This is a genomic window from Pseudomonas sp. NPDC085632 (assembly GCF_044541255.1).
Taxonomy (GTDB): Bacteria; Pseudomonadota; Gammaproteobacteria; order Pseudomonadales; family Pseudomonadaceae; genus Aquipseudomonas.
In genome coordinates this window covers 15,762-30,893 of record NZ_JBITSX010000009.1, presented here as the reverse complement: position 1 = coordinate 30,893, position 15,132 = coordinate 15,762, and the positions used below count along the sequence as shown (strand labels likewise).

The 15,132-nt window shown below is 59.4% G+C and carries 12 protein-coding genes; 9 read left to right on the top strand and 3 right to left on the bottom strand.

From position 1 onward, the window contains the following. Nucleotides 1–154 precede the first annotated feature (154 nt). Together lpxH and ACIF4X_RS09510 are read right to left on the bottom strand one after the other, a co-directional pair. A complete protein-coding gene (gene lpxH / locus ACIF4X_RS09515) occupies nucleotides 155–901 on the bottom strand; it encodes a UDP-2,3-diacylglucosamine diphosphatase (RefSeq protein WP_397481916.1) in 747 nt (248 codons plus the stop codon). Then, nucleotides 898–1,404, bottom strand: a complete 507-nt coding sequence (locus tag ACIF4X_RS09510; protein WP_397481915.1) for a peptidylprolyl isomerase — start codon at nucleotides 1,402–1,404, stop codon at nucleotides 898–900. Before ACIF4X_RS09510 ends, lpxH begins: the two co-directional genes overlap by 4 nt. 248 nt (nucleotides 1,405–1,652) lie before the next feature. Between ACIF4X_RS09510 and ACIF4X_RS09505 the strand changes: the two genes are divergently transcribed. The 3 genes from ACIF4X_RS09505 to ACIF4X_RS09495 all read left to right on the top strand — a co-directional run bounded on the left by ACIF4X_RS09505 (nucleotide 1,653) and on the right by ACIF4X_RS09495 (nucleotide 6,467). Beyond that, entirely contained in the window at nucleotides 1,653–3,350 is a 1,698-nt protein-coding gene (locus ACIF4X_RS09505) for a glutamine--tRNA ligase/YqeY domain fusion protein (protein WP_397481914.1), read from the top strand. A gap of 21 nt (nucleotides 3,351–3,371) precedes the next feature. Beyond that, on the top strand, nucleotides 3,372–4,754 hold the full coding sequence (cysS, locus tag ACIF4X_RS09500) for a cysteine--tRNA ligase (RefSeq protein WP_397481913.1): 1,383 nt from the start codon (nucleotides 3,372–3,374) through the stop codon (nucleotides 4,752–4,754). A 495-nt stretch (nucleotides 4,755–5,249) separates the two neighbouring features. Then, nucleotides 5,250–6,467 carry an MFS transporter gene (locus ACIF4X_RS09495; RefSeq protein ID WP_397481912.1) on the top strand — a complete coding sequence of 406 codons (1,218 nt, stop codon included), beginning with the start codon at nucleotides 5,250–5,252 and terminating at the stop codon, nucleotides 6,465–6,467. 176 nt (nucleotides 6,468–6,643) lie between these two features. Here ACIF4X_RS09495 and ACIF4X_RS09490 read toward each other — a convergent pair whose 3' ends face one another. Next, entirely contained in the window at nucleotides 6,644–8,482 is a 1,839-nt protein-coding gene (locus ACIF4X_RS09490; RefSeq protein ID WP_397481911.1) for a sigma-54-dependent Fis family transcriptional regulator, read from the bottom strand. Nucleotides 8,483–8,822: 340 nt separating this feature from the next. Between ACIF4X_RS09490 and ACIF4X_RS09485 the strand changes: the two genes are divergently transcribed. The 6 genes from ACIF4X_RS09485 to ACIF4X_RS09460 are packed head-to-tail and all read left to right on the top strand — an operon-like array spanning nucleotide 8,823 to nucleotide 14,787. Then, nucleotides 8,823–9,917: an ABC transporter ATP-binding protein gene (locus ACIF4X_RS09485; protein WP_397481910.1), complete on the top strand. Its 1,095-nt coding sequence runs from the start codon at nucleotides 8,823–8,825 to the stop codon at nucleotides 9,915–9,917. Next, the gene (locus tag ACIF4X_RS09480; protein WP_397481909.1) at nucleotides 9,917–11,026 is read left to right on the top strand and encodes an ABC transporter ATP-binding protein; all 1,110 of its coding nucleotides are present in this window, start codon (nucleotides 9,917–9,919) and stop codon (nucleotides 11,024–11,026) included. The genes ACIF4X_RS09485 and ACIF4X_RS09480 overlap by 1 nt, the downstream gene beginning before the upstream one ends. Further along, entirely contained in the window at nucleotides 11,023–11,889 is an 867-nt protein-coding gene (locus ACIF4X_RS09475) for a carbohydrate ABC transporter permease (RefSeq protein WP_007912484.1), read from the top strand. Before ACIF4X_RS09480 ends, ACIF4X_RS09475 begins: the two co-directional genes overlap by 4 nt. Before the next feature lie 30 nt (nucleotides 11,890–11,919). Next, nucleotides 11,920–12,714, top strand: a complete 795-nt coding sequence (locus ACIF4X_RS09470) for a carbohydrate ABC transporter permease (protein WP_371042959.1) — start codon at nucleotides 11,920–11,922, stop codon at nucleotides 12,712–12,714. Between the two features lie 10 nt (nucleotides 12,715–12,724). After that, nucleotides 12,725–12,997 (top strand): DUF2160 domain-containing protein, encoded by a 273-nt coding sequence (locus ACIF4X_RS09465; protein WP_007912485.1) that lies wholly within the window; start codon nucleotides 12,725–12,727, stop codon nucleotides 12,995–12,997. Between the two features lie 47 nt (nucleotides 12,998–13,044). Next, the gene (locus ACIF4X_RS09460; protein WP_034155766.1) at nucleotides 13,045–14,787 is read left to right on the top strand and encodes an ABC transporter substrate-binding protein; all 1,743 of its coding nucleotides are present in this window, start codon (nucleotides 13,045–13,047) and stop codon (nucleotides 14,785–14,787) included. Nucleotides 14,788–15,132 lie beyond the last annotated feature (345 nt).

The window sequence follows — 15,132 nt, the reverse complement described above, 5'->3', positions numbered from 1 at the left end:
CTCCCAGAGGGAGAGGGGACTGATTGAGGTGTTCTTTCGAAGTACACCGACTTGCGATACCTAGCCAAACTCAGGTTTTGAACAGCATGAAGATCGGCTCCCTTTCCCCCTCGCCCCCCTGGCGGAGAGGGCTGGGGTGAGGGGGTAGCGATCTTCAGCCGTGCGGCAAAGCCAGCGGCGGGGCAAAGTCGAACGGTGCCAAGGCGTAGCCGCTTTCATCCACTTGCAACGCCCAACCCTGACGATCCCAATCCCCCAGCACAATCCGCTTCGCCGCCTGCTCACCGAGCTGCAGCTTGTGAATCGCCGGACGGTGGGTGTGCCCGTGAATCAGGGTTTTCACGCCAAATGCCTGCATGATCCGCGGAATCTCTTCCGGCGTGACATCAACGATGTCATTGGCCTTCATCCGCGTCTGTGCCTTGCTCTCGCTGCGCAGTTTGCGCGCCAGTTTGTGGCGGCTGCTCAGCGGCAGGTTGCGCAGGACAAACAGGGTGATCGGATTACGCAGATAGCGGCGCAGCTTCATATAGCCGACGTCGCGGGTGCAGAGGCTGTCGCCGTGCATCAACAGCACCGGCTCGCCATAAAACTGCACGACACTCGGGTCCTTCAACAACGTACAGCCGGCCTGCTTGCAGAAGGCCTTGCCGAGCATGAAGTCGCGATTGCCGTGCATCAGAAAGATCGCCGTGCCGCTGTCGCTCAATTCGCGCAGGGCCTGGCAGATGGAACGCTGGAAGGGCGTCATGGCGTCGTCGCCAATCCACGCTTCGAAGAAGTCGCCAAGAATGTACAACGCACTCGCCGAGCGGGCGCGTCCGGCGAGCAAATCCAGAAACGCCCGGGTAATGTCCGGGCGCTCCTCTTCCAGATGCAAGTCTGAAATCAGCAATATCACGCTTCGATGATCTCGGCTTTCTCGATGATCACGTCGTCTGCTGGTACGTCCTGGTGGCCGGACTTGGAAGTGGTCGCCACGCCTTCGATCTTGTCGACAACTTCGGTGCCTGCAACGACTTTACCGAACACTGCATAACCCCAACCCTGAGCGGTCTTGGCGGTGTGGTTGAGGAAGCTGTTGTTGGTGGCGTTGATGAAGAACTGCGCCGATGCCGAATGCGGGTCCATGGTGCGCGCCATGGCCAGGGTGTATTTCTCGTTCTTCAGACCGTTATCGGCTTCGTTCTGGATGCTGGCGCGCTTGTCTTTCTTTTCCTGCATGCCAGGCTGGAAACCGCCGCCCTGGATCATGAAACCCTTGATCACACGGTGGAACACCACGTTCTCGTAATGACCGGCCTTAACGTATTCGAGAAAGTTGGCAACGGTGATTGGCGCTTTTTCCGCGTCCAGTTCGATGACGATGTCGCCGAAGTTGGTGGTCAATTTAACTTGAGTCATGATCGCTACTCTTTAGAGGAATTCGTGGTTTTGGGACATCGAGCCCCCAAACCGGTTCAGCCAGCGTGGGCCAAGGTGCGCAGTTTAGCGTGACAGACGCGAATTTCGAGGTTGTTTTTCAATTCCCGGCGATTAAATGCGCTCCTTTATAGGCCGCGCTCTGTCAGCCCCTTGACAGCATCGGCTATGATAGCGGCTTTGTTTTGTCTGGCCCCTCTGCGGCCGCGCACCTGTAAGTCAAGGATCCTATGAGCAAGCCCACTGTCGACCCTACCTCGAATGCCAAGTCCGGCCCTGCCGTGCCGGTCAATTTCCTGCGGCCGATCATCCAGGCAGACCTGGACTCGGGCAAGCACACGCAGATCGTCACCCGTTTCCCGCCTGAGCCCAACGGCTACCTGCACATCGGCCACGCCAAGTCGATCTGCGTGAACTTCGGCCTGGCCCAGGAGTTCGGCGGCGTCACGCACCTGCGTTTCGACGACACCAACCCGGCCAAGGAAGATCAGGAATACATCGACGCGATCGAAGCCGACGTCAAATGGCTGGGCTTTGAGTGGTCCGGCGAAGTGCGCTACGCCTCGCAGTATTTCGACCAGCTGCACGATTGGGCCGTCGAGCTGATCAAGGCCGGCAAGGCCTACGTCGACGACCTGACCCCGGAGCAGGCCAAGGAATACCGTGGCAGCCTGACCGAGCCGGGCAAAAACAGCCCGTTCCGCGACCGCTCCGTCGAAGAGAACCTCGACTGGTTTGCGCGCATGCGTGCCGGTGAGTTCGCCGATGGCGCCCGCGTGCTGCGTGCGAAGATCGACATGGCTTCGCCGAACATGAACCTGCGCGACCCGATCATGTATCGCATCCGCCACGCGCATCACCACCAGACCGGTGACAAGTGGTGCATCTACCCGAACTACGACTTCACCCACGGTCAGTCGGACGCCATCGAAGGCATCACCCACTCGATCTGCACCCTCGAGTTCGAAAGCCATCGTCCGCTGTACGAGTGGTTCCTCGACGCATTGCCAGTGCCGGCGCACCCGCGTCAGTACGAGTTCAGCCGTCTGAACCTCAACTACACCATCACCAGCAAGCGCAAGCTCAAGCAACTGGTCGATGAAAAGCACGTGCATGGCTGGGACGATCCGCGCATGTCCACGCTGTCGGGCTTCCGCCGCCGTGGCTACACGCCGAAATCGATCCGCAACTTCTGCGAAATGGTCGGCACCAACCGTTCCGACGGCGTGGTTGACTTCGGCATGCTCGAATTCAGCATCCGTGACGACCTCGATCACACCGCGCCACGCGCCATGTGCGTGCTGCGTCCGCTGAAAGTCGTCATCACCAACTACCCGGAAGGCCAGGTCGAAAACCTCGAACTGCCGCGTCACCCGAAAGAAGACATGGGCGTGCGCGCACTGCCGTTCGCCCGGGAAATCTACATCGACCGTGACGACTTCATGGAAGAGCCGCCAAAAGGCTACAAACGTCTGGAACCGGCCGGTGAAGTGCGCCTGCGCGGCAGCTACGTGATCCGTGCCGACGAAGCGATCAAGGACGCCGACGGCAACATCATCGAACTGCGTTGCTCGTACGATCCGGAAACCCTGGGCAAGAACCCTGAAGGCCGCAAGGTCAAAGGCGTGATCCACTGGGTGCCGGCTGCCGCCAGCGTCGAGTGCGAAGTGCGTCTGTACGATCGCCTGTTCCGTTCGGCCAACCCAGAGAAGGCTGAAGACAGCGCGAGTTTCCTCGACAACATCAACCCTGATTCGCTGCAGGTACTCACCGGTTGTCGTGCTGAGCCATCGCTTGGCAATGCACAGCCGGAAGACCGTTTCCAGTTCGAGCGCGAAGGCTACTTCGTTGCCGATTTGAAGGACTCGAAACCAGGTCAGCCGGTATTCAACCGTACCGTGACCCTGCGTGATTCGTGGGGCCAGTGATTCAGCGTCAAGGAAATTAAAGTGCTGACGATCTACAACACGCTCACCAAGAGCAAAGAAGTCTTCAAGCCGCTGGATGGCAACAAGGTACGCATGTACGTCTGCGGGATGACCGTGTACGACTACTGCCACCTTGGCCACGGCCGCAGCATGGTCGCGTTCGACCTGGTGACCCGCTGGTTGCGGTTCAGCGGTTACGACCTGACCTACGTGCGCAACATCACCGACATCGACGACAAGATCATCAACCGCGCCAACGAGAACGGTGAATCGTTCGAAGCGTTGACCGAGCGCATGATCGCCGCGATGCACGAAGACGAAGCGCGCCTGAACATCAAGAAGCCGGACATGGAACCGCGCGCCACGGATCACATTCCGGGCATGCACGCGATGATCCAGACCTTGATCGACAAGGGTTACGCCTACGCTCCGGGCAATGGCGACGTGTACTACCGCGTCGCCAAGTTCATGGGCTACGGCAAGCTGTCGCGCAAGAAAATCGAAGACCTGCGCATCGGCGCCCGCATCGAAGTCGACGAGTCGAAACAGGACCCGCTCGACTTCGTGCTGTGGAAAGCCGCCAAACCGGGCGAGCCAAGCTGGGAATCGCCGTGGGGCGCCGGGCGTCCGGGTTGGCACATCGAGTGCTCGGTGATGTCCACCTGCTGCCTGGGCGAGACCTTCGACATTCATGGCGGCGGCAGCGACCTCGAGTTCCCGCACCACGAAAACGAAATCGCCCAAAGCGAAGCGGCCACTGGCAAGACCTACGCCAACGCGTGGATGCATTGCGGCATGATTCGCATCAATGGCGAGAAGATGTCCAAGTCCTTGAACAACTTCTTCACCATTCGCGACGTGCTGGCAAAGTACCACCCGGAAGTTGTGCGTTACCTGCTGGTGTCGAGCCACTACCGCAGCGCGATCAACTACTCGGAAGACAACCTCAAGGACGCCAAAGGCGCACTCGAGCGTTTCTACCACGCGCTGAAAGGCCTGCCGAACGTTGCACCGGCGGGTGGCGAAGCGTTCGTCGAGCGTTTCACCACGGTGATGAACGACGACTTCGGTACGCCGGAAGCGTGCGCGGTGCTGTTCGAGATGGTGCGTGAGATCAACCGTCTGCGTGAGAGCGATCTCGATGCGGCGGCGGGTCTGGCGGCGCGTCTGAAAGAACTGGCGAGCGTGCTGGGAGTGTTGCAGTTGGAGGCGGATGACTTCCTGCAGGCGGGCGCTGAAGGGCGTGTCGATGCGGCTGAAGTCGATGCGCTGATTGCGGCGCGTCTGGCGGCACGTGCGGGTAAGGATTGGGCTGAGTCCGATCGTATCCGTGATCAGCTGACGGCGATGGGCGTTGTGCTGGAAGACGGCAAGGGTGGGACTACCTGGCGTCTGGCTGACTGACCGAACCTGCTCGGCGTGATGATCGTTCCCACGCGGAGCGTGGGAACGATCAGAACAAAACCCGCCTTGTGCGGGTTTTTGTTTGGGCGCAAGAAAAGCCCCTCACCCTAACCCTCTCCCGGAGGGAGAGGGGACTGAATGGGGGATGCTCAAGAGATACGCCGACTTGAAAAGTTTTCTCCGAATCCATAATCGACTCGGTCTTTCAGGTCGATGTACGACGCCAGACACCTCGGTCAGCTCCCTCTCCCTCCGGGAGAGGGCTGGGGTGAGGGGAAAGGTGTCAAAGCGATCCACCGACCTCAACGCTCCGTACTAAATCCATAATCGACTGGTTTTTTCAGGTCGCTGCATCACGCCAGACACCTCGGTCAGCTCCCTCTCCCTCCGGGAGAGGGCGGGGGTGAGGGTTGCTTTTGACGTTCGCCTAGGTCTTGATGTCGGCAGCGCGTTCAGCTGGATGCTGAGCGGTGACGAATATCGAATGGAGACACCATGGCCAATCACTACCGCGAGCTGCTAACAACCCCTGGCGCCACCGGGTTAGTGCTCGCGAGCTCTATTGCGCGGTTACCGCAGGCAATGATCGGCATCGGCATCATCACCATGCTGGTTGAGCAAACCGGTGTTTACTGGTTGGCCGGCGCCGTGGCCGGTACGTTCACTCTGGCCAATGCGCTGCTCGGCCCGCACATCTCCAGACTGGTCGATCAACATGGCCAGAGTCGCGTGCTGCCCGTCGTCACGGCGTTCAGCATTGCCATGTTGTTGGCACTGATCCTGGCGGTCTACAGGCGGGCACCGGCCACACTGCTGTTTGTTCTGGCAGCACTGGCGGGGACGATGCCGAGCATGCCGTCGATGATCCGCGCGCGATGGACGCAGTTGTTTCGGGGCAAGCCGCAGCTGCACACGGCGTTCTCGCTGGACACGGTTCTCACCGAAATGGCCTACATCGTCGGTCCGCCACTGGCGATCGGTCTGAGCGTGAGTTTTTTTGCCGAAGCGGGGCCACTGGTCGCGGTCGGGTTGCTGGCCATCGGGGTGACAGCGTTCCTGCTGCAACGCCAGACTGAACCCAAGGTTGTCGTCGGTCACGCCAGCCATGGCGGCTCAACCCTGCTGATCCCCGGCGTTCGCACCATCGTCCTCGCGTTGTTGGCGATGGGCGTCATTGGTGGAGCAATCGATGTTGCCGTCGTGGCGTTCGCCAATGCGCAAGGCTGGCCAGCGTCGGCGACCTTTATCCTCGCCGCCTATGCATTCGGCTCACTGGTGGCGGGCCTGACCTTCGGTGCAATGAGGGTTTCCCTGGCGATTGAAAAACAGTTCCTGATCGGGATCCTGGTTACGGCGCTCACCGGCGTGTTGCCGATTTTTGCCGCGGACGTTTATGTGCTGTCAGCGACGCTGTTTATTGCCGGGATTTCGTTTGCGCCAACGATGGTGGTGGTCATGAAGCTGGGGACGATCATCATCCCGCCGTCGCGGATCACCGAAGGGCTGACGTGGATGACCACGGGTATCAGCATTGGCGTCGCGCTCGGTGGCATGTTGGCGGGGCTGGTCATTGATGCGTGGGGCGCGCGGGCAGGGTTCTGCGTGGCCATTGGTGCGGGGTTGATGATGGTGGTTGTTGTGCTGGTGGGGTTGCGCACATTGGAGGCGGCTTCGGCTGTGCAGGTTGAGCCGGAATTTTCGCCCTCACCCTAGCCCTCTCCCGCAGGAGAGGGGACTGAATGGGGGATGCTCAATAGATACGCCGACCTGAACGTACGGTACCGAATCCATAATCGCCACGATGTTTCAGGTCGATGTTCAGCGCCAGACACCTCGGTCAGCTCCCTCTCCTGGGGGAGAGGGCTGGGGTGAGGGGAAGGGCGGTTCACTCAACCGTCAATCTGCCGCAACCGCTTATAAAGCGTATTCCGACTCACCCCCAACCGTCGCGCCAGATGCGAAATATTGCCCCCGGAAGCCTTCAGCTCTCGGTTCAATGCCTCAACATCATTCAAATCAACCCCCAACGGCGCCGCGCTCTCCACCGGCTCCATCTCCAGATCGACAAAAAAATCATCCGGTAAATGCTCCAGCCTCACCGGCTGCTCCTCAGCCATCGCCAACGCGACCTGCATCACGCTGCTGACCTGACGCAAATTCCCCGGCCACGGATGGCGGCTAAACAACTCCAGCACTTCCTGGCTCAAGCCCGCCCATTGCGTTGGTTCACGATGCTGCTCCCACAGCCGTTTAAACAACGCCTCCTTGTCACTGCGCTCGCGCAATGGCGGCAGCTCCAGCGTCAGCCCACCAATCCGGTAATACAAGTCCTCACGAAACCGCCCCAATTGCACTTGTTCGCGCAAAGAGCGGTTAGTCGCCGAGATAATCCGCAAATCCACCGGGAACAATTCACTGCTACCCACCGGCTGCACGCAACGCTCCTGCAACACCCGCAGCAACCGCGCCTGCGTTGGCAACGGCATGTCGCCGATTTCATCGAGGAACAACGTGCCTTTGTCCGCCTTGCGAATCAGGCCGATGCTGCCTTTCTGGTTGGCGCCGGTGAACGCGCCTTTCTCGTAACCGAATAACTCGGACTCGACCAGTTCGGCGGGGATCGCCGCGCAGTTGACGGCGATAAACGCCTGTTTGCTGCGAGAGCTGGCCTGATGCAGAGCTTTGACGAAGACCTCTTTGCCGACGCCGGTTTCGCCATGGATCAGCAGCGGAATGTCTTTCTCCAGCAAACGCTCAGCCTGTCGCACGGCTTTTTCCACGCGGCTGTCGCCGAAGTGCAGGGTGTTGAGGCTGATGGCGGTGGTCGCAGCGGTTTTCGGTTCAGCAACAAAAACGCGCGGCTGAATCGACGCCTGTTTCGGCCGCTTCAACAAACACTGAAAACGGTTACGCCCGGAGGTCTGCAAGGCAAACGGCAAGCCATCCGGCTGATTGATCAACTCCAGCAGCGACACCTTGAACAGGCTCTCAACGCTGACCCGTGACAAACGCACGCCGAGCAGATTATCGGCACGGCGATTGGCCGACAGCACCTGACCGCTCTCATCAAAGATCAACAACCCGGCCCACTGACTGTCGAGGTTGTTCAACCCGGTGTTGAAGGTCAGTTGAAAATGTTGACCATGGAACAGGTTGAGGATCAGCCGGTTCTCCACGGTCTGGCTCATCATCTTGACCATGCCCAGCGTGTGCGACGGCGGCAGATAGCTGTCGCTGGACACGTCAAGCACCGCAATCACCTTGCGCTCGGCGTCGAAAATCGGCGCGGCGGAACCAGTCATGAAGCGGTTGGCCTTGAGAAAGTGTTCATCGTGTTCGATGTGTACCGCTTGTTCACACGCCAGTGCCGTGCCGATCGCGTTGGTGCCGCTGCAGCGCTCCATCCAGCTCGCCCCAGCCTGAAAACCCCGCGCCAGATTCGGCTCGATAAAGCGTTGCGTGCCCCACGAGGTCAGGACCTGGCCCTGATTGTCGGCGAGCATGATCAGACAGTTGGAGTTGCTGAGGATGTTTTCGTAATAGGGCAGGACTTCCTGATGCGTGGTCTGCACCAGCGAGTGATGACTGTCGAGCAGATGGGCGATGCCGGCGGCGGGCAACTGGTCGAAGGCCGGCGTGCTCTGGTGATCAAGACCGAACGCGCGGCAACGCTGCCAGGAAGTCTGGACGATCGCGTCGTGGGACAGCGGCGGGGCAGGTGCGGCCATGGCAGTGGGCCTCTGATGCAGCATTTTATTATTGTTATGCGATCCCCTGTAGGAGCTGCCGCAGGCTGCGATCTTTTGATCCTGTTTTTTGACAATCAAGATCAAAAGATCGCAGCCTGCGGCAGCTCCTACAGGGGGATCGGTTCGCAAAAAGCGTTCATAGAGTGTTGTTCACTATTGTTCATTGTCAATCGCCCAACTGTTCAAATGTGTTCAGCAATGAACGCCCAATCCCCGCGCGTTCAACGATTTTCACGCCAAATCAACCACTTGCCAGTTCTGGCACGAAACTCGCTCCCGTGCACAGGTCGCTTGACTCCAATAATAAAAAGGCCGAGCCATGTCACTCACCCTGGAGCACGTCAGCCGTACCGTCGAGGGCCAGACCTGGATCGACGATGCGTGCCTGAAATTCGAACCCGGTTCGTTCAACGTTTTGCTCGGTCGTACGCTGTCCGGCAAAACCAGCCTCATGCGTTTAATGGCCGGGTTGGACAAGCCCGACAGCGGCCGCATCCTGATGAATGGCGTCGACGTCACCCAGCGCCCGGTGCGTCTGCGCAACGTGTCGATGGTCTATCAGCAGTTCATCAATTACCCGACCATGACCGTGTTCGAGAACATCGCCTCGCCGCTGCGTCAGGCCGGGGTCTCGAAAGAAATCATTCAGAGCAAAGTGCAGGAAACCGCGAAGATGCTGCGCATCGAGAAGTTTCTGCAGCGCTATCCGCTGGAACTCTCCGGCGGCCAACAGCAACGCACGGCCATGGCCCGCGCGCTGGTCAAGGACGCCGAGCTGATCCTCTTCGACGAACCGCTGGTCAACCTCGACTACAAACTGCGCGAAGAACTGCGCCAGGAAATGCGCGAGCTGTTCAAGGCGCGTCACACCATCGCCATTTACGCCACCACCGAGCCCAACGAAGCGCTGGCACTCGGCGGCACCACGACGATTCTTCACGAAGGTCGGGTGATTCAGAGCGGCCCGTCCACTTCGGTCTATCACCAGCCACAAACCGTGCTCGCCGCCGAATTGTTCTCCGAACCACCGATCAACCTGATGCCCGGACGCATTGCCGGCAACGAAGTGAGTTTTGCCAACTTCGTACACTTCCCGTTGAACGTCGATCTGCGTCCGGTGGGTGAGGGCGAGTTCCGTTTTGGCGTGCGCCCCAGCCACATCTCGCTGGTGCCGAGCAACGATGACGATTTGGAATTGGCAGTGACCGTTGAAGTCGCCGAGATCAGCGGTTCGGAAACCTTCTTGCACGTGCGCAACGAGCATTTTCTGCTGGTGCTGCACCTGCCCGGCGTTCACGAATACGACGTCGATGCGCCGATCCGCATTTACATCCCGACCCACAAACTGTTCGTTTTCGATGCGCAGGGCCGTCTGGTGCAAGCACCGGGCCGGCGTGTCGCGAGGGTTGCCTGATGGCCGAAATCCGTTTGCAGCACCTCGCCCACAGCTACAGCAAGACCCCGAGCGGCGCCGAGGATTACGCGATCCGCGAGATGGATCACGTCTGGGAGCAGGGCGGCGCTTACGCTTTGCTTGGGCCATCGGGGTGCGGCAAGTCGACCTTGCTCAACATTATTTCCGGCTTGCTCAGCCCCTCGCAGGGGCACGTGTTGTTCGACGGCAAAGCGGTCAACGACCTGACGCCGGAGAAGCGCAACATCGCCCAGGTTTTCCAGTTTCCGGTGGTGTACGACACCATGACCGTGTTCGATAACCTCGCTTTTCCCCTGCGCAATCAGGGCATGGCCGAGGCAAAAGTACACAGCAAGGTGCAGGAAATTGCCGAAGTCCTCGACCTGCAAAATCTGCTGAGCAAGAAGGCGCGCAACCTCACCGCCGACGAAAAGCAGAAAGTCTCGATGGGCCGTGGCCTGGTCCGTGACGACGTCTCGGCAATCCTGTTCGACGAGCCGCTGACGGTGATCGACCCGCACCTGAAGTGGAAGCTGCGGCGCAAGCTCAAACAGATTCACGAGCAGTTCAACATCACCATGGTCTACGTCACCCACGATCAACTCGAGGCCTCGACCTTCGCCGACAAGATCGCGGTGATGTACGGCGGCCAGATCGTCCAGTTCGGCACGCCACGGGAATTGTTCGAGCGGCCAAGCCACACCTTTGTCGGCTATTTCATCGGCAGCCCCGGGATGAACCTGATCGACGTGCAGCCTCAGCCCGGCGGCGTCGGTTTCGCCTCGACGCATTTGCCGCTGTCCGACGCCATGCAGCGACACATCGAACACGGGCAGTGGAAAAATCTGAAGGTCGGCATCCGCCCGGAGTTCATTCACGTGTGGGACGAGCCGTTTGATGACGCGGTGCAGGCCAGGGTCGTACACGTCGAAGACCTCGGCACCTACAAGATCATGACTCTCGACCTCGACGGCGCACCGCTGAAGGTGCGGCTGGCCGAAGACAAACCGGTGCCGCAGGGCACGGCGTACATCAGTTTTCCGGCGCAGTGGTTGATGGTCTATGCGGATGAGTTTCTGCTCGAAGCCGACGATGAGGTGCAGCCATGAACAAGGTGCAGAACAACAAGGCCTGGTGGCTGGTGTTGCCGGTGTTCCTGCTGGTAGCGTTCAGTGCGGTGATCCCGATGATGACCGTGGTCAACTATTCGGTGCAGGACATCTTCGACCAGTCCAGCCGCTACTTCGTGGGCGCCGACTGGTACAAGCAAGTGCTGCTCGATCCGCGCCTGCATGACTCGTTGCTGCGCCAGTTCATCTACTCGGCCTGCGTATTGCTGATTGAAATTCCGCTGGGTATTGCCGTTGCGCTGACCATGCCGACCAAGGGCCGCTGGTCGTCGGTGGTGCTGATCATTCTGGCGATTCCGTTGCTGATCCCGTGGAACGTGGTCGGCACCATTTGGCAGATTTTCGGCCGCGCCGACATTGGTTTGCTTGGGTCGAGCCTCAACGCGATGGGCATCAGCTACAACTACGCGGCCAACACCATGGACGCCTGGGTGACGGTGCTGGTGATGGATGTCTGGCACTGGACTTCACTGGTGGCGCTGCTGTGTTTCTCCGGTTTGCGCGCGATTCCCGACGTGTATTACCAGGCCGCGCGCATCGACCGCGCCTCGGCCTGGGCGGTGTTCAGGCACATTCAGTTGCCCAAGTTGAAAAGCGTGCTGCTGATCGCGGTGATGCTGCGCTTCATGGACAGTTTCATGATCTACACCGAGCCGTTCGTGCTCACCGGCGGCGGGCCGGGCAATGCCACGACCTTCCTGAGTCAGACCTTGACCCAGATGGCCGTAGGGCAATTCGACCTCGGTCCGGCAGCGGCGTTTTCGCTGGTGTACTTCCTGATCATCCTGTTGGTGTCCTGGCTGTTTTACACCGCCATGACGCACTCCGACGCCAACCGCTGAGGCCCGGCCATGAGCAAACGGCTTACCCCTATGAAAAAAGTTATTCCACTGCTGGTGTACATCCTGTTCCTGCTGGTGCCGATCTACTGGCTGCTGAACATGTCGTTCAAGAGCAACACCGAAATCCTTGGCGGCCTGACACTTTTCCCACAGGACTTCACGCTGGCGAACTACAAGGTGATCTTCACCGACCCGAGCTGGTACACCGGTTATCTCAACTCGCTGTATTACGTGAGTTTGAACACGGTGATCTCGCTGAGCGTGGCGCTGCCGGCGGCGTATGCGTTTTCTCGCTACCGTTTTCTCGGCGACAAGCACCTGTTTTTCTGGCTGCTGACCAACCGCATGGCGCCGCCGGCGGTGTTTCTGCTGCCGTTTTTCCAGTTGTATTCGTCGATCGGTCTGTTCGATACGCACATCGCCGTGGCCTTGGCGCACTGTCTGTTCAACGTGCCGTTAGCGGTGTGGATTCTTGAGGGCTTCATGTCCGGCGTTCCCAAGGAAATCGACGAAACCGCCTACATCGACGGCTACAGTTTTCCCAAGTTCTTCGTGAAGATTTTCATTCCGTTGATCGGCTCCGGCATCGGTGTCACGGCGTTCTTCTGCTTCATGTTTTCCTGGGTCGAACTGCTGCTCGCGCGCACGTTGACCTCGGTCAACGCCAAGCCGATTGCGGCGGTGATGACGCGCACCGTGTCGGCGTCGGGTATCGACTGGGGCGTACTGGCAGCGGCGGGGGTGTTGACCATTCTGCCGGGCATGCTGGTGATCTGGTTTGTTCGCAACCACGTGGCCAAGGGCTTTGCCCTCGGTCGGGTCTGAGGAGCTGATGATGGAATGGATGAGTTGGACTACCCCGACAGCCGCGTTCTTCATCGTCATCGGCCTGATTCTGGTCGGCATGACCACTTGGGAATTGCGTTCGCCGAGCATCCTGCGGCGAGGTTTTCTGCCGATTGCCACCACCCGTGGCGATCGCTTGTTTATCGGTCTTCTCGGCAGCGCCTACCTGCATTTGCTGGTGATCGGCGCCACCGACTGGAGCATCTGGGTGGCGTCCGCGTTGTCCCTGGTGTGGCTGTTGGCTGTGATGCGTTGGGGCTAGTCGAGTCGTTCGGCAACGCGGCTCCACAACTTAAACAGGAGGTCTCTATGTTCGACAAAAACAATAAGCTGCGACATAGCATTTCATTGGCAGCCATGCTGGCACTCAGCGGTTTGAGCGCAGTCGCTTGGGCCGATGCTTACGAGGACGCGGCGAAAAAATGGATCGGCAGTGAATTCAAACCGTCGACCCTGACGGCTGAACAGCAGCTCGAAGAACTGAAGTGGTTCATCAAGGCTGCCGAGCCGTTTCGCGGCATGGACATCAAGGTCGTTTCCGAGACCCTGACCACCCACGAATACGAGTCGAAAGTGCTGGCCAAGGCCTTCAGCGAAATCACCGGGATCAAGCTCACCCACGACCTGCTGCAAGAAGGCGACGTGGTCGAGAAAATGCAGACGGTGATGCAGTCCGACAAGAATATCTATGACGGCTGGGTCAACGACTCGGACCTGATCGGTACGCACTTTCGCTACGGCAAAACCGAATCGATCACCGACCTGATGGCCAACGAAGGCAAGAACTTCACCTCGCCAACGCTCGACATCAAGGATTTCATCGGCATCTCGTTCACCACCGCACCGGACGGCAAGATCTATCAACTGCCCGACCAGCAATTCGCCAACCTGTACTGGTTCCGTGCTGACTGGTTTGAACGCGCTGATCTGAAAGCCAAGTTTAAAGAAAAGTACGGCTACGAATTGGGCGTGCCGGTGAACTGGTCGGCCTATGAAGACATCGCCAAATTCTTCAGTGAAGACGTCAAGGAAATCGACGGCAAACGCGTTTACGGGCACATGGACTACGGCAAGAAAGACCCGTCGCTGGGCTGGCGTTTCACCGATGCCTGGTTCTCCATGGCCGGTGGCGGCGACAAAGGCTTGCCGAACGGTTTGCCGGTGGACGAGTGGGGGATTCGCGTCGAGGACTGCCACCCGGTCGGCTCCAGCGTGACCCGTGGTGGTGATACCAATGGCCCGGCTGCCGTGTTTGCCACCACCAAGTATGTCGACTGGTTGAAGAAGTACGCGCCACCGGAAGCGGCGGGCATGACCTTCTCCGAGTCCGGCCCGGTGCCGTCGCAGGGCAACATCGCTCAGCAGATCTTCTGGTACACCGCGTTCACCGCCGACATGACCAAACCGGGCCTGCCGGTGGTCAATGCCGACGGCACGCCGAAATGGCGGATGGCGCCGTCGCCGCGTGGGCCGTATTGGGAGGAGGGCATGAAGCTCGGTTATCAGGACGTGGGTTCGTGGACGTTCATGAAATCCACGCCTGAGAAACAGAAACTCGCGGCGTGGCTGTACGCGCAGTTCGTCACCTCGAAAACCGTGTCGCTGAAGAAAACCATCGTCGGCCTGACGCCGATTCGCGAGTCGGACATCAATTCGCAGGCGATGACCGATCTGGCGCCGAAACTCGGTGGTCTGGTCGAGTTCTACCGCAGCCCGGCCCGCGTGCAATGGACCCCGACCGGCACCAACGTGCCGGACTACCCGCGTCTGGCGCAACTGTGGTGGAGCCACATCGCCGAAGCGGCCAGCGGCGAGAAGACCCCGCAACAGGCGCTCGATGGTTTGGCCAAGGATCAGGACGCGATCATGACGCGTCTGGAACGCTCCAAGGCCCAAGCGGTGTGCGCACCGAAAATGAACCCGGAACGCGATGCGCAATACTGGTTTGATCAGCCGGGCGCACCGAAACCGAAACTGGCCAACGAGAAGCCGAAAGGCGAGACCGTGAGCTACAACGAACTGCTGAAATCGTGGGCGGATGCGCGCAAGTAAAAGCTGAAATGTGAAAGGCGAACGGCACCGGAAGGTGCCGTTTTTTTCGCGCCTGATCTACCGCTTTCGCTTGCAGGCAAGCTCCCACAGGTTTCTGCGTCGCTCACAAACTCCAGGCACGCCGCAGATCACTGTGGGAGCTGGCTTGCCAGCGATTCGATCTGACATTCAACATTGATATCGACTGCCCCACCGCCATCGCTGGCAAGCCAGGCTCCCACAGTTTTCTGTGATGTTCACAAACTCCGGGCACGCCGCAGATCACTGTGGGAGCTGGCTTGCCAGCGATTCGATCTGACATTCAACATTGATATCGACTGCCCCACCGCCATCGCTGGCAAGCCA

Bases quoted from the DNA above. Each gene is read 5' to 3' on its own strand.
- ACIF4X_RS09510 (WP_397481915.1), bottom strand. From the start codon at position 1,404: ATGACTCAAGTTAAATTGACCACCAACTTCGGCGACATCGTCATCGAA.
- ACIF4X_RS09470 (WP_371042959.1), top strand. From the start codon at position 11,920: ATGAAAAAAGTTATTCCACTGCTGGTGTACATCCTGTTCCTGCTGGTG.
- ACIF4X_RS09480 (WP_397481909.1), top strand. From the start codon at position 9,917: ATGGCCGAAATCCGTTTGCAGCACCTCGCCCACAGCTACAGCAAGACC.
- ACIF4X_RS09505 (WP_397481914.1), top strand. From the start codon at position 1,653: ATGAGCAAGCCCACTGTCGACCCTACCTCGAATGCCAAGTCCGGCCCT.
- ACIF4X_RS09485 (WP_397481910.1), top strand. From the start codon at position 8,823: ATGTCACTCACCCTGGAGCACGTCAGCCGTACCGTCGAGGGCCAGACC.
- ACIF4X_RS09460 (WP_034155766.1), top strand. From the start codon at position 13,045: ATGTTCGACAAAAACAATAAGCTGCGACATAGCATTTCATTGGCAGCC.
- ACIF4X_RS09490 (WP_397481911.1), bottom strand. From the start codon at position 8,482: ATGGCCGCACCTGCCCCGCCGCTGTCCCACGACGCGATCGTCCAGACT.
- ACIF4X_RS09465 (WP_007912485.1), top strand. From the start codon at position 12,725: ATGGAATGGATGAGTTGGACTACCCCGACAGCCGCGTTCTTCATCGTC.
- ACIF4X_RS09495 (WP_397481912.1), top strand. From the start codon at position 5,250: ATGGCCAATCACTACCGCGAGCTGCTAACAACCCCTGGCGCCACCGGG.
- ACIF4X_RS09475 (WP_007912484.1), top strand. From the start codon at position 11,023: ATGAACAAGGTGCAGAACAACAAGGCCTGGTGGCTGGTGTTGCCGGTG.